The sequence below is a fragment of the Shinella sp. HZN7 genome (genome assembly GCF_001652565.1).
In the GTDB taxonomy this organism is placed as follows: Bacteria; Pseudomonadota; Alphaproteobacteria; order Rhizobiales; family Rhizobiaceae; genus Shinella; species Shinella granuli.
On sequence record NZ_CP015736.1, the window covers coordinates 3,852,657 to 3,874,282 of the forward strand.

The following is a 21,626-nucleotide window of genomic DNA, read 5'->3' on the forward strand; positions in this document are numbered from 1 at the left end:
TCAATGGGCCTTTTCCGTGGCGAGCTTGATGCCGAGCGCGATGAAGACGAGACCGCTCGCCCGGTCGATCCACTGGCTCATGCGCGCGAAGGCCGCACGCATCTTCGGCGTCGTCATGAAGAGCGAGACGCCGACGAACCAGGCGATGAGGCAGGTGGCCATGACGAGGCCGTAGCCGAACTTGATGGCGATCGGCGTATGGGCGCTGACCACGGTCGAAAAGATCGACAGGAAGAAGAAGACCGGCTTGGGGTTCAGCGCATTGGCGAGGAAACCGAGGCCGAAGGCGCGGACGGCCGATTGTCCGCCCTTGCCATCCTCGCCGCCCTTCACCGCCTCGACGGAAAGGTCGGCCTTGCCGGCCCTGAGCGCCTTGATGCCGATATAGACGAGGTAAGCGACGCCGCACCATTTCACGATGTTGAAGAGGTAGATCGACTGGGAAATGATGAGGCCGAGGCCGAGGATCGTATAGGTGACGTGGAACATCAGCGACGTGCCGATGCCGAAGGACGTGACGATCGCCGCGCGCCGCCCATGCACGATCGACTGGCGCATCACCATGGCGAGATCCGCGCCGGGCGAGACGATGGCGAAGGCGAAGATCGCCATCAGCGAGGCGAGTTCGAGGAGATAGTTGCTCATGGGATGCCTGCCTCCTAGAGGATGATCACGCCCGCCATGACCGCGAGTCCCGCCAAAGCAACGGTCCAGACGAGCGAGCGGATATAGGGTATGCCTGCCAGATAGAGCGGAAGATAGACAAGCCGGGCGACGAACCACAACCATGCGCCGGCAAGCCCCCAGCCCGCCGGATCGCCCGCGATGGCGAGCGCCAGGGCGAGCGCGACGAAGGCCGGATAGGTCTCCCGGAAATTCGCCGACGCACGCGCGGCGCGTCCGGCGATCAGGCCGGCCGGCTGCCGCGGCTCATCGCGCGGGCCGGCGTTCCAGGCGGAGCCGAGCTCCCGTGTCGAGAGCATGCCCTGGAGCAGGATATGGAAGACGAGCAGCGCCACGCTCAATGCCAGAAGCACGAGCATGGGCGAAGACGCTGACGCTGCCGCCTCCATGGGGTTCTCCGCTCAGAGATCGAGAACGAGGCGTTCCGGATCTTCCAGGCTGTCCTTGACGCGCACGAGGAAGGTCACGGCTTCCTTGCCGTCGACGATGCGGTGGTCGTAGGAGAGGGCGAGATACATCATCGGACGGATGACGATCTGGCCACCGACGACGACCGGACGATCCTGGATCTTGTGCATGCCGAGGATGCCGGACTGCGGGGCATTGAGGATCGGCGAGGACATCAGCGAGCCGTAGACGCCGCCGTTCGAGATGGTGAAGGTGCCGCCCTGCATGTCGGCCATGGAGAGCGCGCCGTCACGGGCGGCCTTGCCGAGGCGGCCGATTTCCTTCTCGATCTCGGCGATCGACATCTGGTCCGCATCGCGCACGACCGGGACGACGAGGCCCTTGTCCGTGCCGACGGCGACGCCGACATGGCAGTAGTTCTTGTAGATGATGTCGGTGCCGTCGATCTCGGCGTTGACGGCCGGCAGTTCCTTCAGCGCGTGGGTCACCGCCTTGGTGAAGAAGCCCATGAAGCCGAGCTTGACGCCGTGCTTCTTCTCGAAGAGCTCCTTGTAGCGGTTGCGCAGGTCCATGACGGCCGACATGTCCACCTCGTTGTAGGTGGTCAGCATGGCGGCGGTGTTCTGGGCGTCCTTGAGGCGCTTGGCGATCGTCTGGCGCAGACGCGTCATCTTCACGCGCTCTTCGCGCGGCGCATCCGCCTCGGAGGACGGGGCGCGGGCGGCGGCCTTGACCGGCTCGGCGGCAGCGGCGGTGGAGGCCGTGGTGCCCTTGGCGACGGCAGCGATGACATCACCCTTCAGCACCTGGCCGCGCTTGCCGGAGCCGTCGACCTGATCGGCCGAAAGGTTATTTTCGGCGAGCATCTTGGCAGCAGCCGGAGCGGCCGGCATGGCGGAGGCGCCGGCAGCAGGCTTGGCCTCGGCGGCGGGTGCTGCAACAGCGGCCTTCTCGACCTTTTCGGCAGCGGCCGGCGCCGCAGCACCGGCGGAAGCGCCTTCGGCGATCTGGCCGAGCAGGCCGCCCGGGGCAACGGTCTCGCCGGCGGCGGCGGTGATTTCCGACAGGACGCCGGCAGCCGGCGCAGGCACTTCGATCGTTACCTTGTCGGTTTCGAGCTCACAGAGCGGCTCGTCGGCCTTGATGACGTCGCCGACCTTCTTGAACCAGGTGCCGACGGTCGCTTCGCTGACGGATTCGCCCAGAGTCGGGACGCGGATTTCGGTAGCCATGAGTGTGTTCCGTTCGTGATTCTTATCGTGGTTACTGGGAAGCCGGGCGGATCAACCGCCCAGCGCGTCCTCGAGGAAGGCGGCGAGCTGCGCCATGTGCTTCGACATCAGGCCCGTCGCCGGCGAGGCAGCGGCCGGACGGCCGGTGTAGCGCACGCGCTGGTACTTGGCGTCGATATGGGCGAGCACCCATTCGAGATAGGGGTCGATGAACGCCCAGCCACCCATGTTCTTGGGCTCTTCCTGGCACCAGACCATCTCGGCATTGCGGAAGCGCGACAGTTCGTTGATCAGCGCCTTGGCCGGGAACGGATAGAGCTGTTCGAGACGCAGCAGGTAGACATCGTCGATGCCGCGTTTTTCGCGCTCTTCCAGAAGGTCGTAATAGACCTTGCCCGAGCACATCACGACGCGGCGGATCTTAGCGTCCTTCTGCAGCTTGATCGGGCCGTCCTTGATGACCTCGGCATCGTCCCAGAGCAGGCGGTGGAACGAGCTTTCGCCCGCCATTTCCGACAGCGAGGAGACGGCGCGCTTGTGGCGCAGCAGGGACTTCGGCGTCATCATGATCAGCGGCTTGCGGAAGTCGCGCTTCACCTGACGGCGCAGGATGTGGAAATAGTTCGCCGGCGTCGTGACATTGGCGACCTGCATGTTGTCCTCGGCGCACATCTGCAGCCAGCGTTCGAGGCGGGCGGAGGAGTGTTCCGGACCCTGGCCTTCATAGCCGTGCGGCAAGAGGCAGACGAGGCCGGACATGCGCAGCCACTTGCGTTCGCCCGACGAGATGAACTGGTCGAAGACGACCTGCGCACCGTTGGCGAAGTCGCCGAACTGGGCTTCCCAGAGGGTCAGCGCGTTCGGACGGGCCAGCGAATAGCCGTATTCGAAACCGAGCACCGCTTCTTCCGAGAGCATCGAGTTGATGACCTCGTAGCGCGCCTGGGTCGGCGAGAGGTTGGCGAGCGGGATGTAGCGGTCCTCGGTCTCCTGGTCGTAGAGCACCGAGTGGCGCTGCGAGAAGGTGCCGCGTTCGCAATCCTGGCCGGACAGGCGGATCTTCGTGCCCTCGACACAGAGCGTGCCGAAGGCCAGCGCTTCCGCCATCGCCCAGTCGATGCCCTCGCCCGTCTCGACCATCTGCAAGCGGTTGTCCATGAACCGCTGGATGGTCTTGTGCGCCTTGAAGCCTTCCGGGATCGTCGCGATCTTGCGGCCGATCTCCTTGAGCTGCTTCATCGGCACGGAGGTCTTGCCGCGACGCTGTTCGTCCTGGTTGTCGGCCGAGCGCAGGCCCGACCAGGCGCCGTCCAGCCAGTCGGCCTTGTTCGGCTTGTAGGACTGGCCGGCCTCGAATTCCTGTTCGAGATTGGCGCGCCAGTCGGCCTTCATCTTCTCGAACTCGCCCTCGCTTATCACGCCCTCGCCGATGAGGCGCGAACCATAGAGGTTGACCACGGTCTTGTGCGCGCGGATCGCCTTGTACATCTTCGGCTGGGTGAACGCCGGCTCGTCGCCTTCGTTGTGGCCGAAGCGGCGATAGCAGAAGATATCCAGCACGACGGGCTTGTGGAACTTCATGCGGAATTCGGTCGCGACCTTCGCGGCATAGGTCACCGCTTCCGGATCGTCGCCGTTCACATGGAAGATCGGCGCCTCGATCATCTTCGCCACATCCGACGGATAGGGCGAGGAGCGCGAGAAGGCCGGGTTCGTGGTGAAACCGATCTGGTTGTTGATGATGACATGCACCGTGCCGGCGACGCGGTGGCCGCGCAGGCCCGACAGGCCGAGGATTTCGGCAACGACACCCTGGCCCGCGAAGGCAGCATCGCCATGCAGCAGCAGCGGCATGACCTTGACGCGCTCGCGCAGCGGAATGATGTCGCCCTCGAAGACGGTCGCCATCTGGTCCTGCTTGGCTCGGGCCTTGCCCATGACGACCGGGTTGACGATTTCAAGGTGCGAGGGGTTGGCGGTCAACGACAGGTGCACCTTGTTGCCGTCGAACTCGCGGTCCGAGGAGGCGCCGAGATGGTACTTCACGTCGCCCGAGCCTTCCACGTCGTCCGGCGCGTAGGAGCCGCCCTTGAACTCGTGGAAGACGGCGCGATGGGGCTTGGCCATCACGTTGGTGAGCACGTTGAGGCGGCCGCGGTGGGCCATGCCGAGCACGATTTCCTTGAGGCCGAGCTGGCCGCCGCGCTTGATGATCTGCTCCAGCGCCGGGATGAGGGACTCGCCGCCATCGAGGCCGAAGCGCTTGGTGCCCTTGTACTTGACGTCGATGAACTGCTCGAAGCCTTCCGCCTCGATCAGCTTCTGCAGGATCGCCTTCTTGCCCTCGGGCGTGAAGTCGACGCCCTTGTCCGGGCCCTCGATGCGCTCCTGGATCCAGCCCTTCTCTTCCGGGTTGGAGATGTGCATGAACTCGACGCCGATCGTCGAGCAATAGGTGCGCTCCAGGATCTCGACCATTTCGCGCACGCTCGCATATTCGAGGCCGAGCACGTTGTCGATGAAGATCTTGCGGTCGAGATCCTTCTCCTCGAAACCGTAGTTCGAGGGCGAAAGCTCGTTATAGTCCTCGACGGGAACGGCAAGGCCGAGCGGATCGAGCTTGGCGTGCAGGTGGCCGCGCGCGCGGTAGGCGCGGATCATCATGATGGCGCGCACGGAATCGCGCGTCGCCTGGTTGACGTCGGCCTGGTTGACGGGCGTGCCGGTCTGGGCCGCAACGGCCTCGGCCTTTGCCTGCACCTTCTTTTCCAGGACCTTCTCGACAATGCCCCAGTTGCCGTCGAGCGCCGAGACGAGCTCGCCATTGGCCGCGATGGGCCAGTTCGCGCGTTTCCAGGAGGCACCCTTGGCGGCCTTCACGATGTCGGAGGGCTGGTCTTCGAGGGCCTTGAAGAAGGCCTGCCATTCCTCACCGAGCGAGGCGGGATCGGCCTCGTACTTCGCGTAGAGCTGCTCGATATAGGCTGCGTTCGCCCCGTCGAGGAAGGACGTGGCCAGGAATTGTTCGTTGGCGTCTTGCCGTGCCATGGTGTTTCGCGGGCGCCGCGCCCGCCTCCCGAACGATCGTGTTGACCGGGCCTCCCCGGCTTGCCGCCCGGCGCGCACCGCGCCGGGAAGAGACGGATCGGCCGGCATTTTCAGCCGGCCCACCCCGTTTTCGTTTCTCAGCCCTTGAGGACTTCGACCAGCGTCTTGCCAAGGCGCGCCGGCGAAGGCGAAACGCGGATGCCCGCCGCCTCCATCGCCGCGATCTTGGATTCCGCATCGCCCTTGCCGCCGGAGACGACGGCGCCGGCATGGCCCATGGTGCGGCCCTTCGGGGCCGTGCGGCCCGCGATGAAGCCGGCCATCGGCTTCTTGCGGCCCTTCTTGGCTTCGTCGATGAGGAACTGCGCCGCATCTTCCTCGGCCGAGCCGCCGATTTCGCCGATCATGATGATCGAGGTCGTGGCGTCGTCGGCCAGGAACATCTCCAGCACGTCGATGAACTCGGTGCCCTTGACCGGGTCGCCGCCGATGCCGACGGCCGTGGTCTGGCCGAGGCCCTCGTTGGAGGTCTGGAACACGGCTTCATAGGTCAGCGTGCCGGAGCGCGAGACGATGCCGACCGAGCCCTTGCGGAAGATCGAGCCCGGCATGATGCCGATCTTGCACTCTTCCGGCGTCAGGATGCCCGGGCAGTTCGGGCCGAGCAGGCGCGAGGCGGAACGGTCGAGGCGGGCCTTGACGCGCACCATGTCGGCAACCGGAATGCCTTCGGTGATGCAGGTGATGAACGGGATTTCCGCTTCGATCGCCTCGATGATCGCATCCGCGGCGCCTGCCGGCGGCACGTAGATCACCGATGCGTCCGCGCCGGTCTTTTCCTTGCCTTCGGCAACGGAGGCGAAGATCGGCAGGGTTTCGCCCTTCGAGCCGGTCCAGGTTTCGCCGCCCTTCTTCGGGTGGATGCCGCCGACCATCTGCGTGCCGTAATAGGCGAGCGCCTGCTCGGTGTGGAAGGTGCCGGTCTTGCCGGTCAGGCCCTGAACGAGGACCTTGGTGTTCTTGTTGACGAGAATCGACATGAGGTCAGGTCCTTCAGTTAGCCGTTGATCGCGGCAACGATCTTCTTGGCGGCGTCGTCCAGATCGTCGGCGGCGGTGATCGCCAGGCCGGATTCGTTCAGGATCTTCTTGCCAAGCTCGACATTCGTGCCTTCGAGGCGAACGACCAGCGGAACCTTGAGGCCGACTTCCTGCACGGCCGCGACGACACCCTCGGCGATGACATCGCACTTCATGATGCCGCCGAAGATGTTGACGAGAATGCCCTCGACCTTCGGGTCGGCCGTGATGATCTTGAAGGCCGCCGCGACCTTCTCCTTGCCGGCGCCGCCGCCGACGTCACAGAAGTTCGCCGGCTCCTTGCCGTAGAGCTTGATGATGTCCATCGTGGCCATGGCAAGGCCAGCACCATTGACCATGCAGCCGATATTGCCGTCGAGCGCGACATAGGCGAGGTCCCACTTGGAGGCCTCGATCTCCTTGGCGTCCTCTTCGGTCTCGTCGCGCAGCGCCTTGATGTCGTCATGGCGGAACAGCGCGTTGCCGTCGAACGAGACCTTGGCGTCGAGAACGCGCACGCGGCCGTTCTTCATGACGATCAGCGGGTTGATCTCCAGGAGGCTCATGTCCTTCTCGACAAAGGCCTTGTAGAGGATCGGGAAGAGCTTTTCCGCGTCGGCCTTGGCTTCGCCTTCGAGCTTCAGGGCCGCGGTCAGCTTGGCAAGGTCGTCGGCGGTGACGCCGGCTTCCGGATTGATCGCGACGGTGAGGATCTTTTCCGGCGTGTCATGGGCGACGGCCTCGATGTCCATGCCGCCTTCCGTCGAAACGACGAACGCAACCTGGCCGACCGAGCGGTCGACGAGCAGCGAGAGATAGAGTTCGCGGTCGATGTCGGCGCCGTCCTCGATATAGAGGCGGTTCACCTGCTTGCCGGCTTCGCCGGTCTGCGCGGTGACGAGCGTGTTGCCGAGCATTTCCCTGGCATGCGCCTTGGCTTCGTCGATCGAGAAGGCGAGGCGGACGCCGCCCTTGGCGTCGGGGCCGAGCTCCTTGAACTTGCCCTTGCCGCGGCCGCCGGCATGGATCTGGCTCTTGACCACGTAGAGCGGGCCGGGAAGCGACTTGGCGGCCGCTTCCGCCTCGTCGGCGGAGAAGATCGCGACGCCCTCGGCGACCGGAGCGCCATAGCTCTTCAAGAGAGCCTTGGCCTGATATTCATGAATGTTCATGGGATAAATCCTGTCTGAGCAATTCCAGCAGGGCCTGCTGGAATTGCGTGAAACAAAAGAGCCGGGATTACTTCAGCGCGGGCGCGATGTTGATGCAGGCTTCGCAAAGGCCGGCAACGGCAGCAACCGACTTGTCGAAAGCTTCCTGTTCGGCCTTGTTGAGGTCGATCTCGACGATGCGTTCGACGCCGCCGGCGCCGATGATCGTGGGAACGCCGACATACATGTCCTTGACGCCGTACTGGCCCGAAAGGTGGGCAGCGACGGGCAGGACGCGCTTCTTGTCCTTGAGGTAGGACTCGGCCATCTCGATCGCCGAAGCGGCAGGGGCATAGTAGGCCGAGCCGGTCTTCAGCAGGCCGACGATCTCGGCGCCGCCGTCACGGGTGCGCTGGATGATTTCTTCCAGGCGCTCCTTGGTGACCCAGCCCATCTTGACGAGGTCGGTCAGCGGAATGCCGGCGACGGTCGAGTAACGGGCGAGCGGCACCATGGTATCGCCATGGCCGCCGAGAACGAAGGCGGTGACGTCCTGCACGGACACCTTGAATTCTTCGGAGAGGAAGAGGCGGAAGCGGGCCGAGTCCAGCACGCCGGCCATGCCGACGACCATGTTCTTCGGCAGGCCGGAGAACTTCTGCAGTGCCCAGACCATCGCGTCGAGCGGGTTGGTGATGCAGATGACGAAGGCGTTCGGCGCGTACTTCTTGATGCCGGCGCCGACCTGTTCCATGACCTTGAGGTTGATGCCGAGCAGGTCGTCGCGGCTCATACCCGGCTTGCGGGCAACGCCGGCGGTGACGATGCAGACATCGGCGCCTTCGATGGCGGCGTAGTCGCTGGCGCCCGTCAGCGAGGCGTTGAAACCCTCGACCGGCGAGGACTGGGCGATGTCGAGGCCCTTGCCCTGCGGAATGCCGTCGGCAATGTCGAAGAGGACGATGTCGCCCAGTTCCTTCAGGCCGGCGAGATGCGCCAGCGTGCCACCGATCATTCCAGAACCAATAAGTGCGATCTTCTTGCGGGCCATGAAAGCTTCCTCTTGCTCCGATCAACAGGCCCCCAATGTCGCAATTGCGGGACCTTTCGGCGCAAGGGCTTACGCTTGTCAGGTTAAAAATTCAACACATACTTTTGGACTGAAGCTTTTCAATCGGTTAGATACAAAAATTCTTACGTAAACGTAAGAATTTCCGTCACGCTTTCGTCACATCCTCACTATAGCGGGCCTTGTGATCGGCGAGATATTCCGTGCTGCGGATCTCGATGAGGCGCGAGACCGTGCGATCGAATTCGAAACCTTCCGTGCCCTTGCGGGTCACGAGCAGGTTTTCCGGCGCCGCCGCGGCGGAGGCGAAGAGCCGGGCGCGATGATCGTAGATCGTATCGACGAGATTGATGAAGCGCTTCGTCTCGTTGCGCTTCTCCGCCCCGAGGAAGGGAACGTGGTCGACGAAGAGCGTGTCGTAGTGCGCAAGGATTTCCAGGTAATCGGCGGCGCCCAGCGGGCGCTCGCAGAGATCGGCGAAGGAAAACCGTGCGATACGGCCCACGGCCTGCGGCACCGGGATGCTGCGGCCCCGGAAGGAGATCGTCTCGGCCTTGGCCGCCCCGCCCGCCGTCTCGCGCCGCCAGGCCGCATCCATCGCCATGTCGGCCTCGACGCCGAGCGGATGGCGGAAGACCGGCAGGCCGCTGTCCTTCTCCATGCGGTAGTCCGTCAGCGAATCCAGCGGCACGATCTCGACATGTTTCTTCAGGAGATCGACGAAGGGCAGGAAAAGGCTGCGATTGAGGCCGTCCCTGTAGAGATTGTCCGGCTCGACATTGGAGGTCGCGACCAGAATGCAGCCGCGCTGGAAAAGCTCGCCGAAAAGCCGCGACAGGATCATCGCATCGGCGATGTCCGTCACCGAAAACTCGTCGAAGCAGAGCAGCCGCGCCTCCTCGACGAGGCTGGCGGCGACCGGCGGCACGGGATCGGCCTGCTTGGTCTCGCCGGCCTTCAGCTTCTGGCGGTGCTTGTGGATGCGGTCGTGCACATCGGCCATGAATTCATGGAAATGCGCCCGCCGCTTGCGCTTCACCCGCGCCAGCTCGAAGAACATGTCCATCAGCATGGTCTTCCCGCGCCCGACCCCGCCGTGGATGTAGAGGCCCCTGGGCGCGCTGACGGTTTCTGGTTTCCGCGAAGCGAAGAGCCAGCCGAGCGCGCTGGACTTGCGGGCCGGACGCTGGGCATGAAGATCGGCGAGCAGCCGGTCGAAACGCGCGGCCATGGCCTTCTGCGCCGGGTCCGGCTTCAGCTCGCCGCTCTGGACAAGGGCCTGCAGCCTATCCGAGACGCCATGGTCCGGATGTGTCGATCCACTGTCCCAGTCCTTGCCCATGGGCGGCTTTTATCCGTTTCGGTGTCGCCAGGGCGGGTTCAGCGCGAAAGGCTGACGGGCTGGCCGGAATTGGTCGAACCGTCGAAACGGGCATCGGCCGTCTTGTAGAGGCGGGCGATGGCATTGCCGTTGCGGTCCTTCAGCACGACCTGCTTGCCGGCGACTTCCCAGGAGCCCATCGTCGTCAGCTCGCCCGCGCAGCCGCGCGTGCCGCCGCGCGAGCCGCTGCCGAGATTGGTGAGCGTCAGGAACATGTCGCAGGAGGACGCGCCGCTTGCCACGCGCCAGTTGCCGACCATGGATTCCTTGGTGACGTCGAGCGCCGTCGCGGCTGCCGCATCCGCCGCGCCGCCGGCAATACCCGTGCCGGTCGCCATTGCCGTGTCGGTCGACGGCTTTTCGGGGAACTGCGAGGTATCGGTCGTCGGATCGGGCAGCTGGCTGGAGGAGACGCTGCCGATCGGCTGGGCCTGCAGCGGCGTGATGTTCTGCTGGGTATTGACGCTGTCCATCGACGTGCGCTGGCAACCGGCCAGAGCAAGCGCCATCATCAGCCCGCCTGCCACATGGTGAATCCGCATGTCGTTACTCCCGATATCTGCCCGATACTGCTGCTGTGCAGCAATTTCCGCCGAATTAACGTGAATCGCCCGCACGAATCAAGACGAAACGGCCCGAATAACCGGGCCGCCTCCTCACGTTTCATGAATGCCTATCATATGGGTCAGAGCCGGCGCTCGACCAGCATCTTCTTGATTTCGCCGATCGCCTTGGCCGGGTTCAGCCCCTTCGGGCAGGCCTGGGCACAGTTCATGATCGTATGGCAGCGATAGAGGCGGAAGGGGTCTTCCAGGTTGTCGAGGCGTTCGCCGGTGGCTTCGTCGCGGCTGTCGATCAGCCAGCGATAGGCCTGGAGCAGCACGGCCGGGCCGAGATAACGGTCGCCGTTCCACCAGTAGCTCGGACAGGACGTCGAGCAGCAGGCGCAGAGAATGCACTCGTAGAGGCCGTCGAGCTTGAGGCGGTCCTCATGGCTCTGCTTCCACTCCTTCGCCGGCGTCGGCGACACGGTCTTCAGCCAGGGCTCGATCGAGCGGTGCTGAGCGTAGAAGTTCGTGAGGTCGGGAACGAGGTCCTTGACGACCGGCATATGCGGCAGCGGATAGACCTTCACCGCACCCGTGATCTCGTCCATGCCCTTGGTGCAGGCGAGCGTGTTGGTGCCGTCGATGTTCATGGCGCAGGAGCCGCAGATGCCCTCGCGGCAGGAGCGGCGCAGCGTCAGCGTCGGGTCGATCTTGTTCTTGATGTAGAGCAGCGCGTCGAGCACCATCGGGCCGCAATCGTCGACGTCGATGTAGAAGGTGTCGATCGACGGATTCTTGCCGTCATCGGGGTTCCAGCGGTAGATGCGGAACTCACGGGTGTTCGTGGCGCCTTCCGGCTTCGGCCAGACCTTGCCTTCGGTCATCTGCGAGTTTTTCGGGAGAGCGAGTTCAACCATGTCCTGTTCTCCTCGGGATCAGTAGACGCGGGCCTTGGGCTCGATCTTCTTGGGATCGATCCCGTCCGCGATAAGGTCGGTGTGAACAGGGCGATAGTCGAGCGTCACGTCGCCCGCCTCGTTCACCCAGGACAGCGTGTGCTTGCGCCAGTTGACGTCGTCGCGGCCGCCGAGCGGGCCGGTCGCATAGTCCTCGCGGGCATGCGAGCCGCGGCTCTCCTTGCGGGCCTCGGCGCCGTAGACGGTGGTGATGGCGTTGGCCATCAGGTTTTCCAGCTCCAGCGTCTCGACGAGATCGGAATTCCAGATCATCGAGCGGTCGGTGACCTTGATGTCCGGCAGTTCCTTCCAGATGTCCGTCATGCGGCGGCAGCCGCTTTCCAACGACTCCTGGGTGCGGAACACGGCGGCGTCTTCCTGCATGGTGCGCTGCATCTTGTCGCGCAGGATCGCCGTCGGCGTGCCGCCATTGGCGTTCCTGAGGCGATCGAAGCGGTCCATGATCCGGTCGCAGGCGGCGACGTCCAGCGCCGGCACCGCCTCGTTGCGGTCGATCACCTGGCCGGCGCGGATCGCGGCGGCCCGGCCGAAGACCACGAGGTCGATCAGCGAGTTGGAGCCGAGGCGGTTGGCGCCGTGCACCGAGGCGCAGCCCGCCTCGCCCACCGCCATCAGGCCGGGCGCGATGCGCTCCGGGTTCTGGCTGTCGGCGTTCAGCACCTCGCCCCAGTAATTCGTGGGAATGCCGCCCATATTGTAATGGACGGTCGGCAGGACCGGGATCGGCTCGCGCGTCACGTCGACGCCGGCGAAGATCTTCGCGCTCTCGGAAATGCCCGGCAGGCGCTCGTGCAGAACGGCCGGATCGAGATGGTCGAGATGCAGGAAGATGTGGTCCTTGTTCTTGCCGACGCCGCGGCCTTCGCGGATTTCCATCGTCATGCAGCGCGAGACGACGTCGCGCGAGGCGAGGTCCTTCGCCGACGGCGCATAGCGCTCCATGAAGCGCTCGCCCTCGGAATTGACGAGATAGCCGCCTTCGCCGCGGGCACCCTCGGTGATGAGGCAGCCAGCGCCGTAGATGCCGGTCGGGTGGAACTGCACGAACTCCATGTCCTGCAGCGGCAGGCCGGCGCGCGCGATCATGCCGCCGCCGTCGCCCGTGCAGGTGTGGGCCGAGGTGGCCGAGAAATAGGCGCGGCCGTAGCCGCCGGTCGCCAGCACCACCATCTTGGCCGCGAAGCGGTGGATCGTGCCGTCGTCGAGGTTCCAGGCGACGACGCCGGTGCAGCGGCCATCGGCCGACATGATCAGGTCGAGCGCGAAATATTCGATGAAGAATTCCGCGTTGTTGCGCAGCGACTGGCCATAGAGCGTGTGCAGGATGGCGTGACCGGTACGGTCGGCGGCCGCGCAGGTTCGCTGCACCGGCGGCCCCTCGCCATAGTTCTGCATGTGACCGCCGAACGGGCGCTGGTAGATCTTGCCTTCCGCATTGCGCGAGAAGGGCACGCCGTAGTGCTCCAGCTCATAGACCGCCTTCGGCGCTTCCATGGCGAGATACTGCATGGCATCGACATCACCGAGCCAGTCGGAACCCTTGACGGTGTCGTAGAGGTGCCACTGCCAGCTGTCCGGCGTCATGTTCCTGAGCGAGGCCGCGATGCCGCCCTGGGCGGCGACGGTGTGCGAGCGCGTCGGGAAGACCTTGGTGATGCAGGCCGTCTTGAGGCCCTGCTCGGCCATGCCGAGCGTGGCGCGCAGGCCCGCGCCGCCGGCACCGACGACGATCACGTCGAAGGAATGGTCCACGTAATTATAGGCCTTGCCGTTGGCCGCCGGGGAGGAGATCGCTGCCATGATGGATTATCCTGCGAAAGCGATTTTGAGGACGGCGAAAAGACAGAGCCCGCCGACCAGGATCGCGAAGAAGGTGTTGAGCATGAGGAGGGCGATCTTCACCCCTTCCGCATGCACGTAGTCCTCGATGATGACCTGCATGCCGAGCTTCATGTGGATGAGGCCGGAGACGACGACGAGGCCCATGAGGACGGCGACGATCGGGTGCGACAGCGCGGCCGTCACCTCCTGATAGGAAGCGCCGTTGTAGCAGATGAGGAAACCGACGAAGAACAGGAGAAGCGGAACGTTGGCGACGGCCGTCAGGCGCTGGCGCCAGAAATGCTCCGTGCCGTCCTTTGCCGAGCCGAGGCCGCGAACCTTGCCGAGGGGAGTGCGCATATCCATGAAACTCTCCTCAGCGTGCCAGATAGCCGGCAACCCAGACCAGCACCGTCAGGGCGACGGAGACGAACGGGGTCACGATGGCGAGCTTGGTGTTGAAATGCTTCTCGTAGCCGCGGCCCATGTCCCACATGAAGTGGCGAAGACCGCCCAGCATGTGGTGCATCAGCGCCCAGGTATAGCCGAAGAGCACGAGACGGCCGATCAGCGTGCCGAAGAACCAGTTGACCCAGTCGAAATAGGCCTCGCCCGAGGCGGCGGCGATCAGCCACCAGGCGACGAGCACCGTGCCGAAGTAAAGGGCGGCACCGGTTATGCGATGCACGATGGACATGACCATCGTCGGGATCGGCTTGTAGACTTGGAGATGCGGCGAGAGCGGCCGGCTTCGAGTGACATTCGCCATCTGAACCTCACGGAACCCCGGAGAGCCATAAACTGGACAAATTTTCTCCGGAATTGCAGTATGTTGTGCACAATGCAGTGATTGCGACGTTTAATCACCGGAAAGCGGAACCACAAGCCTTCTTGCAGTGCAAAATGAATTTAATCGATTAAGCGACCTGCCGCGTTTGTGCCATTCCGGGACGCGCCGCGCCAATTAACGATAACGGGAAAATTCATAACCAAATCCGTGACTTTTGCCGGGCGCTGCCCCATCTTGCCGTTAAGGATCTGTTAAGCGTAATCCGGAAGGCAGGACAGAATGACTCTGTTTTCAGCGTCCCATGCGACCAAAGTTCTAGCGCTTGCGGTCGCCCTTGCAGCCGGCGGCATGACGGCCGCCGCGGCCCGCGACCGCAGCCCCGATATCGGCTGGTCGGACAAGTCCGATGCGGACTGGTCGAAAGGCCGCTTCATCGGCCGCAGCATCGAGCGGCGCGAGCACCGCGACTGGCGCCCGCGCGACCAAGACGACCGCCGGGTGGAGCGGCATCGCGACCGCCACTGGCGCAAGGACCGCAATTTCTACGGCGGCGCCCTCTCGGCCTATCGCGACCCCGGCAACGGCATCTATTTCTATATCGACCGGGATCGCTATTACGACGACCTGATCGATGCCCCCCTCGTCGAAAACCGCGGGTCGAAGGTCATCGTGGTGACGCCGGGGCAGAACGGGTGTTCCTGGGAAGCCGGCGTCTGCGTCATCCGCCCGGGCCCCTGACGGCAACGACAAGCGTTATGCTCTTGCCGGGCTTTCGCAAAAACGCCAGACCGTCGTCTTCTTGACCTCGCTGTCCTCCAGCGCCCGCGTCACCGGCACCGTATAGATGGCGAGCGCCTCCATGCGCTCGCGCGGGCAATAGGCCCGGCCGGGATCGCCGACGAGCACCAGCGCGCCCCGCGCCGCAAGCGCCGAGAACCAGGGAATGAGCATGTCGGCAAAACCGCGGTCATAGAAGACGTCGCCGGCCAGAACGACATCCCAGCCCTCGTCCCGGCCGACCATGTCTTCGGCAGTATAAGTGAGGTCGACGCCGTTCAGGGCGGCGTTCAGGCGGATCGCGGTCCTGCTCCAGGGATCGATATCCGCCGCCAGCACCGCCGCAGCGCCGGAAAGCCGCGCCGCGATGCCGACAAGGCCGGAGCCGCTGGCAAAATCCAGCACCGACGTGCCGGCCACCAGCGCCGGATGATCCAGCACATGGCGGGCAAGCCCCTGCCCGCCCGCCCAGGCGAAGGCCCAGAAGGGTGGCGGCAGGCCGATCTCCTCCAGTTCCTCCTCGGTCTTCAGCCAGAGGTCATGCGCCTCGGTGGCAAGATGCAGCGTCACCTCCGGCACATGCGGCGGTGAGAGCACATCGGTATTGTCGCGGATGAAGACCTCAGGATCCGTTTTCACAAGGGGATCGCTCCTAGCGGCGGAAGCCGGTTTTCCCAGGAAGCGATGCGAAAAACAGACGGCATCAGCGCGGCGGCTTGTCGAGACCACCCATGCGGCAGACCTCGATCCATTCGTCCTCGGTCACCGGCTGCACCGACAGGCGCATGGAGGTGACGAGCGACATGTTGGCGAGCTTCGGGTTGGCCTTGACGTCCTTCAGCGAGACCGGCCTCGGCATGTCGCACACGGCGCGGATGTCGACGCAATCCCAGCGCGGGTCCTCGCCGGCCGTCGAATCGGGATGCGACAGGCCGCAGACCTCGGTGATGCCGACGACCTCCAGCCCCTCGTTGGAGTGGTAGAAGAAGCCCTTGTCGCCGATCTTCATGGCCCGCATGTTGTTGCGCGCCTGGTAGTTGCGCACGCCGTCCCATTCTTCGCCGGCCTCCCCTTTCGACTTCAGCTTCTCCCAGGAGAACTTGAAGGGTTCGGACTTGTACAGCCAATATGCCATGCGGATCAGGCCTCCGGATTGTTGAAGACCCAGTTCCAGGCCTTCACCTCGACAGAAGCGAAGAGGCCGGTCTTGGCATAGGGATCGTTCTCCGCGATCTGCCGCGCCTCTTCGATCGTCTCGGCCTTGACCACGACAAGGCTGCCGGTCGGCTTGCCGTCATCGCCGAGGAAGGGGCCGGCGAAGACGAGCTTGCCGTCGGCATTGAGGCCGTTCAGGTAGGCGAGGTGATCCGGGCGCGTATCGAGGCGCACCTGCAGCGCGCCGGGCTTGTCCTGGCAGAGAAATGCGAAATGCATGAAACGATCCTTCCTTCTGTTCCTGGCCGCTGTGTCATTCCTGGGTGATCGGGCGCGTCATCAGTTGCCCGATGGCGGTCTTCACGTCGAGGCTGCCGTCGATGATGCGGGCGACCGCATCGGTGATCGGCATGTCGATGCCCTTCTGCGCGGCAACGCCCGAGGCGACCGAGGCGGCAAAGGCGCCCTCCACGAGATCGCCCGACCAGCCGGCGGCGTCGCCATCACGGCCGAGCGCGATGCCGAAGCGCAGGTTGCGCGACTGGTGGCTCGTTCCCGTCAGCACGAGGTCGCCGAGGCCGGAGAGCCCCGTAACCGTGGCGCCCTCCCCGCCATGGGCCGCGACGAAGCGCGACAGTTCCGCAAGCCCGCGTGAAATCAGCGCCGCCCGTGCCGAATCGCCAAGCTCGGCCCCCTCGATGATGCCGCAGGCGATCGCCAGCACATTCTTCAGCGCACCGCCGAGCTGCACGCCGATGCGGTCGGTCGAGGGATAGAGACGGAAGGTCGGCCCGGAAAGGGCCTGCGCCAGCCAGGCGCCGGTCTCGGCCGTGCGCGCGGCGATCACCATCGCCGTCGGCAGGCCCTTCGCGATGTCGGCGGCAAAGCCGGGGCCGGAGAGCACGGCGATCTCGCGGCCCGGAAGCTCTTCTTCCAGCACCTCCGTCAGCAGCCGCCCGGTGCCCTTTTCCATGCCCTTGGCGCAGATCACCACGGCCGTGCCCGGCGCGAGCAGGGGCGCAAGGGAGCGTGCCGCCTCGCGCTGGGCCTGCGAGGGCATGGCGAACAGCACGATGCCGGCGCCGCGGATCGCCGCCGCATCGGCGCTGAAGGAAAGGGTCGGCGGCAGGTCGATGCCGGGCAGCGCCTTTTCGTTGCGCCGCGAGGCGCGCATCAGGTCGACGGCCGCCGCGTCGCGGCCGATCAGCGTGACGTCGCCGGCACTTGCCGCGGCCACGCTCGCCAGCGCCGTGCCGAAGGCACCCGCGCCGATGACGGCGATCCTCGGAGTGCTGCTCATGCCTTGGCTCCCCGCTTGCCGGATCCCAGGACCGTCGCCGCCTCGCGGTCGAGCGGCCAGCGCGAGCGCGGCGCGACGGCAAGGTCATCGGGCGCGAAACCGGCCGCCATGCGCTCCAGGCCCGCCCAGGCGATCATGGACGCATTGTCGGTGCACAGCGCCAGCGGCGGGGCGATGAAGCGGAATTTCTGCTTGTCGCACAGCGCCTGCAGGGTCGCGCGCAGCTCCGCATTGGCCGCCACCCCGCCGGCAACGACCAGCGCCGGCGTCTCGACATCCGGAAAAAGCGTGCGGAACCGTTCGAGGCCGCGGCCGATGCGGTCCTTCAGCGTGCGCGAGACGGCGCGCTGGAAGGAGGCGCAGATATCGGCGATGTCCTGCTCCGTCACCGGCTCGATCGACTGCGCGGCCTGCCGCACCGCCGTCTTGAGGCCGGAAAAGGAGAAATCGAGCCGCGCCTCGCCGACGAGCGGCCGCGGGAAGGTGAACCGCTCGGGGTTGCCCGTCTTCGCCATGCGCTCCACCGCCGGGCCGCCCGGATAGGGCAGGCCGAGCAGCTTGGCCGTCTTGTCGAAGGCTTCGCCGAGCGCGTCGTCGATCGTCGTGCCCCAGCGCTCATAGTCATCGACGCCGCGCACCAGGACGAGCTGGGTATGGCCGCCGGAGACGAGCAGCATCAGATAGGGAAAGGAGAGCCCGTCCGTCAGCCGCGCCGTCAGCGCATGGCCTTCCAGATGGTTGACGGCATAGAGCGGCTTGCCCGTCGCCCGGGCGATCGCCTTGCCGGTCATCAGCCCGACGATGAGCCCGCCGATCAGCCCCGGCCCGCTCGTCGCGGCAATGGCATCGACATCGTCAAGTGAGCGCCCCGCCCGCAGCAGCGCCTCGGAAATCAGGCTGTCGAGCGCTTCCACATGGGCGCGTGCGGCGATCTCCGGCACCACGCCGCCATAGGCGCTGTGCTCTTCGAGCTGGCTCAGCACCACCTCGCCGAGGATATCGCCCCGGCCCTCCGCATCGCGCGCGACGACGGCCGCGGCGGTCTCGTCGCAGCTCGTTTCGATGCCCAGAATGGTCAGATGGGACGACATGAAGCACTAGGATTGATTGCGATGGGCCGGAAACCCGGTTACGAGACATCCCGGTAACAACGGATCAAGGCGGATGCAAACAAAACCTTTCAGGATCGGCACGCGGGGCAGCCCGCTGGCGCTCGCCCAGGCCTACGAGACCCGTTCGCGCCTGATGGCGGCCCATGGCCTGCCGGAAGACATGTTCGAGATCGTCGTGCTCTCGACCAAGGGCGACCGCATCACCGACCGCTCGCTGGCGCTGATCGGCGGCAAGGGCCTGTTCACCGAGGAGATCGAGGCGCAGCTCTCCTCCGGCGAACTCGATTTTGCCGTGCACTCTTCCAAGGACATGCCGACGAAGCTGCCGGAGGGACTGCACCTCTCCGCCTTCCTGCCGCGCGAGGACGTGCGCGATGCGTTCATCGGCCGCAGCGTCGCGCGCCTGCTCGACCTGCCGCAGGGTGCGACCGTCGGCTCCGCCTCGCTCCGCCGCCAGGCACTCATCCGGCGTCTTCGGCCCGATCTCAACGTCATCGTCTTCCGCGGCCAGGTCGATACCCGCCTTGGCAAGCTCGCCGAAGGCCAGGCGGATGCGACGCTGCTCGCCTATGCCGGCCTGAAACGCCTCGGCAAGCTCGACGTGCCGACGGAAATCCTCGATCCCGTCTCCTTCCCGCCCGCCCCGGCGCAGGGCGCGATCTGCATCGAGAGCCGCATCGGCGACAAGGGCACGGAAAGCCTGCTTGCCGCCATCGACGACCGCGCGACGCGCGCGGCGGTCTCCTGCGAACGCGGCTTCCTTGCCACGCTCGACGGCTCCTGTCGCACGCCGATCGCCGGCTATGCGACGGTCGAGGGCGGGCATCTCCAGTTCCGCGGCATGATCCTGACGCCGGACGGCAGCCGGTTCCACGAGATCGAGACGAGCGGCCCGGCAAGCGAGGCCGGACGGCTCGGCGAGGCGGCGGGACAGGCGATCCGCGAGAAGGCGGGAGCGGACTTCTTCGAAAGCTGGGGCTGAACCGCGTGCGCGTCCTCGTCCTTCGCCCGGAACAGACGGCGGCCCGCACCGCCCGCAAGCTCGCGGCGCTGGGCCACGAGACCGTCTGCCTGCCGCTGTCGAAGCCCGAGCACGATCTTGATGCGGTGAAGGCGGCGCTCGCGGAGCGGCACTCGGCCATCGCCATTACCAGCGCGGAGGTGGCGCGCCTCTTCGGCCGTCTCGGCGATGCGATCGACCGCCACCTCCTGACCACGGTCTTCTCGGTCGGGCAGGCCTCGGCGGATGCCGCCAGCACGGCCGGCTTTCGCACCGTGCTCACCCCCGGCGGCGACGGCAGGGACCTTGCCGACATGATCGTCGCGCATTGCCGGGATTTCGGCATGCCGGCCGAACCGATCCTCTATCTCGCCGGCGTGCCGCGCGCGCGCAGCTTCGAGGCGCGCCTCGCCGAAGCCGGCATTCCGTTCCGCACCGTGGAGGCCTACCGCATGGTGCCCGTCGTCCCGCGCCGCACGGAGGCGGAGGCCGCGCTTCTCAAGCCGGTGCCGGATGCCGTGCTGTTCTATTCCGGCGAAAGCGCGCGGGCCTTCTTCACGCTTTCCCCGCTCGTGGAGATTCCCGAGCGCTTCCTCTCGACGCTGATGCTCTGCATGAGCGCGAATGTCGCCAAAGCCGTGCCGCAACGCTTTGCCGCATCCACCGTCATCGCCTCGTCGCCCAACGAGGAGAGCCTGCTGGATCTGCTCTAAGGGCAGACGGCGGCGGAGGAATTTGCCGCAAGGGTCTTTCCCTCGCTGGCTTCCCTGTCTACGTTTAATGCAATGCACATGAACGCCAGGAGGTCGCCATGGAACCGGAAACCCCGTCCCGTCGCAAGAAGGCAGGCGACGAACCCGTGACGATCGACCTCGAAGCGGTTCCCGCCTCCGTCAGCGACGAGGCGCTGGCGGCCGAGGACGCGGCGACAACCGAAACGCCGGAAAACCAGGTACCGGAAACCTCCGAAACGGTAACGGCGGACCCCGCGGCGGCTGAAACCGCCGCCGAGCCCGCCGAGGAAAAGGCCGAGCCGATCGAACCTGCCCGCACGACCTACGAGGAGCCGGTGCGCGCCGAAACGCCACCACCACCGCAGCGCAGCAATGCCGGTACGCTGGCAGCCGGCATTCTCGGCGGCCTGATCGCGCTCCTGGGCGCCGGCAGCCTGCAATATGGCGGCTACCTGCCGACGCTCGGGCCCGACCGGGCAGGCGAATCCGACGCCGTCTCCACCCTGTCGAACGAGGTGGAGGCCCTGAAGACGCGGCTTTCCGAAACCTTGGCCGAAGCCCCGGTCGCAAACCCGGTCGATCTCCAGCCGATCGAGACGCGGATCGCCGCGCTGGAAAGATCGGCAGGTGAGAACACCGACGCCGCCGGTGCAAGCCCGGAAGCCGTCAGCAAGCTCGAAGGCGACGTGACCCGGCTGACGACGGAACTTGCGGCGCTGCGCGAGGCCATCGCGCGCACCACCGAGGCGGTCAGCGCGACGGAAAGCCAGCTTGCCGAACGCATCGCCGCCGCCGAGCAGAAGCTCGACGAGCCGCGCAGCGACATCGAGATGGCGCGGGCCGTGGCCGCCAGCGCGCTGAAGACCGCGATCGATCGCGGCGGCCCCTATCTCGCCGAACTGGAGGCCTTCGCCAGCATCGCGCCGGACGATCCGTCCCTTGCGGGCCTGCGCGAACACGCCGCCATCGGCGTACCGTCGCGCTCGGATCTCGTGCGCGATTTCCAGGCAACGGCCGACGCCATCCTCGACGCCGTGCACCAGCCCGAAGGCGACGAAGGCATCTTCAACCGCCTGATGGCAAGCGCCGCCTCGGCGATCCGCGTGCGCCCCGTCGGCAGCATCGAGGGCGATACGCCGGAAGCGATTGTCGCGCGCATCGAGAACAAGCTGCAGAACGGCGATTTCAAGGGCGCGCAGATCGAATGGCAGACCCTGCCGGAGAAAGGCCAGAGCGCGGCGGCCGACTACAAGCGCAAGCTCGACGAACGTGTCACCGTGGAGGGCCTGATCGGCACCGTCGTTTCCGGCGCCCTGAACGGCACGACCGGCGCCGCTGGCAACCAGGGCTGAGGAGACAG

Annotated in this window: 22 protein-coding genes; 4 read left to right on the plus strand and 18 right to left on the minus strand. The window is 65.6% G+C overall.

Going from position 1 to position 21,626, the window contains the following annotated elements:
- The 13 genes from shn_RS18610 to sdhC all read right to left on the minus strand — a co-directional run bounded on the left by shn_RS18610 (position 1) and on the right by sdhC (position 14,167).
- Positions 1-645: a LysE family translocator gene (locus shn_RS18610; RefSeq protein WP_064331739.1), complete on the minus strand. Its 645-nt coding sequence runs from the start codon at positions 643-645 to the stop codon at positions 1-3.
- Between the two features lie 14 nt (positions 646-659).
- A complete protein-coding gene (locus shn_RS18615) occupies positions 660-1,073 on the minus strand; it encodes an MAPEG family protein (RefSeq protein ID WP_064331740.1) in 414 nt (137 codons plus the stop codon).
- Between the two features lie 12 nt (positions 1,074-1,085).
- On the minus strand, positions 1,086-2,324 hold the full coding sequence (gene odhB, locus shn_RS18620) for a 2-oxoglutarate dehydrogenase complex dihydrolipoyllysine-residue succinyltransferase (protein ID WP_064331741.1): 1,239 nt from the start codon (positions 2,322-2,324) through the stop codon (positions 1,086-1,088).
- A gap of 51 nt (positions 2,325-2,375) precedes the next feature.
- Positions 2,376-5,372, minus strand: coding sequence for a 2-oxoglutarate dehydrogenase E1 component (locus shn_RS18625; protein ID WP_064331742.1), 2,997 nt, complete (start codon positions 5,370-5,372; stop codon positions 2,376-2,378).
- 137 nt (positions 5,373-5,509) lie between these two features.
- Positions 5,510-6,412: a succinate--CoA ligase subunit alpha gene (gene sucD / locus shn_RS18630; RefSeq protein WP_064331743.1), complete on the minus strand. Its 903-nt coding sequence runs from the start codon at positions 6,410-6,412 to the stop codon at positions 5,510-5,512.
- A gap of 17 nt (positions 6,413-6,429) precedes the next feature.
- Positions 6,430-7,623 (minus strand): ADP-forming succinate--CoA ligase subunit beta, encoded by a 1,194-nt coding sequence (gene sucC, locus shn_RS18635; protein ID WP_064331744.1) that lies wholly within the window; start codon positions 7,621-7,623, stop codon positions 6,430-6,432.
- 67 nt (positions 7,624-7,690) lie between these two features.
- A complete protein-coding gene (gene mdh, locus shn_RS18640; RefSeq protein WP_064331745.1) occupies positions 7,691-8,653 on the minus strand; it encodes a malate dehydrogenase in 963 nt (320 codons plus the stop codon).
- A gap of 166 nt (positions 8,654-8,819) precedes the next feature.
- Positions 8,820-10,013, minus strand: coding sequence for a cell division protein ZapE (gene zapE / locus shn_RS18645; RefSeq protein ID WP_064331746.1), 1,194 nt, complete (start codon positions 10,011-10,013; stop codon positions 8,820-8,822).
- A 38-nt stretch (positions 10,014-10,051) separates the two neighbouring features.
- Positions 10,052-10,594: an AprI/Inh family metalloprotease inhibitor gene (locus shn_RS18650; protein ID WP_064331747.1), complete on the minus strand. Its 543-nt coding sequence runs from the start codon at positions 10,592-10,594 to the stop codon at positions 10,052-10,054.
- 143 nt (positions 10,595-10,737) lie between these two features.
- Positions 10,738-11,517: a succinate dehydrogenase iron-sulfur subunit gene (locus shn_RS18655; protein WP_064331748.1), complete on the minus strand. Its 780-nt coding sequence runs from the start codon at positions 11,515-11,517 to the stop codon at positions 10,738-10,740.
- Between the two features lie 18 nt (positions 11,518-11,535).
- Complete coding sequence (sdhA, locus tag shn_RS18660; protein WP_064331749.1) at positions 11,536-13,377, minus strand: succinate dehydrogenase flavoprotein subunit; 1,842 nt, start codon at positions 13,375-13,377, stop codon at positions 11,536-11,538.
- 6 nt (positions 13,378-13,383) lie between these two features.
- Entirely contained in the window at positions 13,384-13,764 is a 381-nt protein-coding gene (gene sdhD / locus shn_RS18665; protein WP_064331750.1) for a succinate dehydrogenase, hydrophobic membrane anchor protein, read from the minus strand.
- A 10-nt stretch (positions 13,765-13,774) separates the two neighbouring features.
- A complete protein-coding gene (gene sdhC, locus shn_RS18670; protein ID WP_064331751.1) occupies positions 13,775-14,167 on the minus strand; it encodes a succinate dehydrogenase, cytochrome b556 subunit in 393 nt (130 codons plus the stop codon).
- 300 nt (positions 14,168-14,467) lie between these two features.
- Between sdhC and shn_RS18675 the strand changes: the two genes are divergently transcribed.
- Positions 14,468-14,926 carry a hypothetical protein gene (locus shn_RS18675; RefSeq protein WP_064331752.1) on the plus strand — a complete coding sequence of 153 codons (459 nt, stop codon included), beginning with the start codon at positions 14,468-14,470 and terminating at the stop codon, positions 14,924-14,926.
- Between the two features lie 15 nt (positions 14,927-14,941).
- Here shn_RS18675 and shn_RS18680 read toward each other — a convergent pair whose 3' ends face one another.
- The 5 genes from shn_RS18680 to tsaD form a co-directional block, all read right to left on the minus strand.
- Positions 14,942-15,604: a methyltransferase gene (locus tag shn_RS18680; protein ID WP_064331753.1), complete on the minus strand. Its 663-nt coding sequence runs from the start codon at positions 15,602-15,604 to the stop codon at positions 14,942-14,944.
- Positions 15,605-15,668: 64 nt separating this feature from the next.
- Positions 15,669-16,100 (minus strand): EVE domain-containing protein, encoded by a 432-nt coding sequence (locus shn_RS18685; protein WP_064331754.1) that lies wholly within the window; start codon positions 16,098-16,100, stop codon positions 15,669-15,671.
- Positions 16,101-16,105: 5 nt separating this feature from the next.
- On the minus strand, positions 16,106-16,399 hold the full coding sequence (locus shn_RS18690) for a YciI-like protein (RefSeq protein WP_064331755.1): 294 nt from the start codon (positions 16,397-16,399) through the stop codon (positions 16,106-16,108).
- A 34-nt stretch (positions 16,400-16,433) separates the two neighbouring features.
- Positions 16,434-17,420 carry an NAD(P)H-dependent glycerol-3-phosphate dehydrogenase gene (locus shn_RS18695; protein WP_064331756.1) on the minus strand — a complete coding sequence of 329 codons (987 nt, stop codon included), beginning with the start codon at positions 17,418-17,420 and terminating at the stop codon, positions 16,434-16,436.
- The gene (tsaD, locus tag shn_RS18700; RefSeq protein WP_064331757.1) at positions 17,417-18,511 is read right to left on the minus strand and encodes a tRNA (adenosine(37)-N6)-threonylcarbamoyltransferase complex transferase subunit TsaD; all 1,095 of its coding nucleotides are present in this window, start codon (positions 18,509-18,511) and stop codon (positions 17,417-17,419) included. Before tsaD ends, shn_RS18695 begins: the two co-directional genes overlap by 4 nt.
- A gap of 73 nt (positions 18,512-18,584) precedes the next feature.
- On the opposite strand from tsaD, the gene hemC reads away from it, so the two are divergent.
- The 3 genes from hemC (at position 18,585) to shn_RS18715 (ending at position 21,618) form a co-directional block, all read left to right on the plus strand.
- A complete protein-coding gene (hemC, locus tag shn_RS18705) occupies positions 18,585-19,514 on the plus strand; it encodes a hydroxymethylbilane synthase (protein ID WP_064331758.1) in 930 nt (309 codons plus the stop codon).
- 5 nt (positions 19,515-19,519) lie between these two features.
- Positions 19,520-20,245 carry a uroporphyrinogen-III synthase gene (locus tag shn_RS18710; protein ID WP_064331759.1) on the plus strand — a complete coding sequence of 242 codons (726 nt, stop codon included), beginning with the start codon at positions 19,520-19,522 and terminating at the stop codon, positions 20,243-20,245.
- A 98-nt stretch (positions 20,246-20,343) separates the two neighbouring features.
- Positions 20,344-21,618, plus strand: coding sequence for a COG4223 family protein (locus shn_RS18715; protein WP_064331760.1), 1,275 nt, complete (start codon positions 20,344-20,346; stop codon positions 21,616-21,618).
- The last annotated feature ends 8 nt before the right edge of the window (positions 21,619-21,626 follow it).

Coding starts and splice junctions, on each gene's coding strand:
- hemC (WP_064331758.1), top strand. CDS start 18,585: ATGCAAACAAAACCTTTCAGGATCGGCACGCGGGGCAGCCCGCTGGCG.
- zapE (WP_064331746.1), bottom strand. CDS start 10,013: ATGGGCAAGGACTGGGACAGTGGATCGACACATCCGGACCATGGCGTC.
- odhB (WP_064331741.1), bottom strand. CDS start 2,324: ATGGCTACCGAAATCCGCGTCCCGACTCTGGGCGAATCCGTCAGCGAA.
- shn_RS18615 (WP_064331740.1), bottom strand. CDS start 1,073: ATGGAGGCGGCAGCGTCAGCGTCTTCGCCCATGCTCGTGCTTCTGGCA.
- shn_RS18610 (WP_064331739.1), bottom strand. CDS start 645: ATGAGCAACTATCTCCTCGAACTCGCCTCGCTGATGGCGATCTTCGCC.
- sdhD (WP_064331750.1), bottom strand. CDS start 13,764: ATGGATATGCGCACTCCCCTCGGCAAGGTTCGCGGCCTCGGCTCGGCA.
- shn_RS18655 (WP_064331748.1), bottom strand. CDS start 11,517: ATGGTTGAACTCGCTCTCCCGAAAAACTCGCAGATGACCGAAGGCAAG.
- sdhA (WP_064331749.1), bottom strand. CDS start 13,377: ATGGCAGCGATCTCCTCCCCGGCGGCCAACGGCAAGGCCTATAATTAC.
- sucC (WP_064331744.1), bottom strand. CDS start 7,623: ATGAACATTCATGAATATCAGGCCAAGGCTCTCTTGAAGAGCTATGGC.
- sdhC (WP_064331751.1), bottom strand. CDS start 14,167: ATGGCGAATGTCACTCGAAGCCGGCCGCTCTCGCCGCATCTCCAAGTC.
- shn_RS18695 (WP_064331756.1), bottom strand. CDS start 17,420: ATGAGCAGCACTCCGAGGATCGCCGTCATCGGCGCGGGTGCCTTCGGC.
- shn_RS18650 (WP_064331747.1), bottom strand. CDS start 10,594: ATGCGGATTCACCATGTGGCAGGCGGGCTGATGATGGCGCTTGCTCTG.
- tsaD (WP_064331757.1), bottom strand. CDS start 18,511: ATGTCGTCCCATCTGACCATTCTGGGCATCGAAACGAGCTGCGACGAG.
- sucD (WP_064331743.1), bottom strand. CDS start 6,412: ATGTCGATTCTCGTCAACAAGAACACCAAGGTCCTCGTTCAGGGCCTG.
- shn_RS18690 (WP_064331755.1), bottom strand. CDS start 16,399: ATGCATTTCGCATTTCTCTGCCAGGACAAGCCCGGCGCGCTGCAGGTG.
- shn_RS18715 (WP_064331760.1), top strand. CDS start 20,344: ATGGAACCGGAAACCCCGTCCCGTCGCAAGAAGGCAGGCGACGAACCC.
- shn_RS18675 (WP_064331752.1), top strand. CDS start 14,468: ATGACTCTGTTTTCAGCGTCCCATGCGACCAAAGTTCTAGCGCTTGCG.
- mdh (WP_064331745.1), bottom strand. CDS start 8,653: ATGGCCCGCAAGAAGATCGCACTTATTGGTTCTGGAATGATCGGTGGC.
- shn_RS18685 (WP_064331754.1), bottom strand. CDS start 16,100: ATGGCATATTGGCTGTACAAGTCCGAACCCTTCAAGTTCTCCTGGGAG.
- shn_RS18625 (WP_064331742.1), bottom strand. CDS start 5,372: ATGGCACGGCAAGACGCCAACGAACAATTCCTGGCCACGTCCTTCCTC.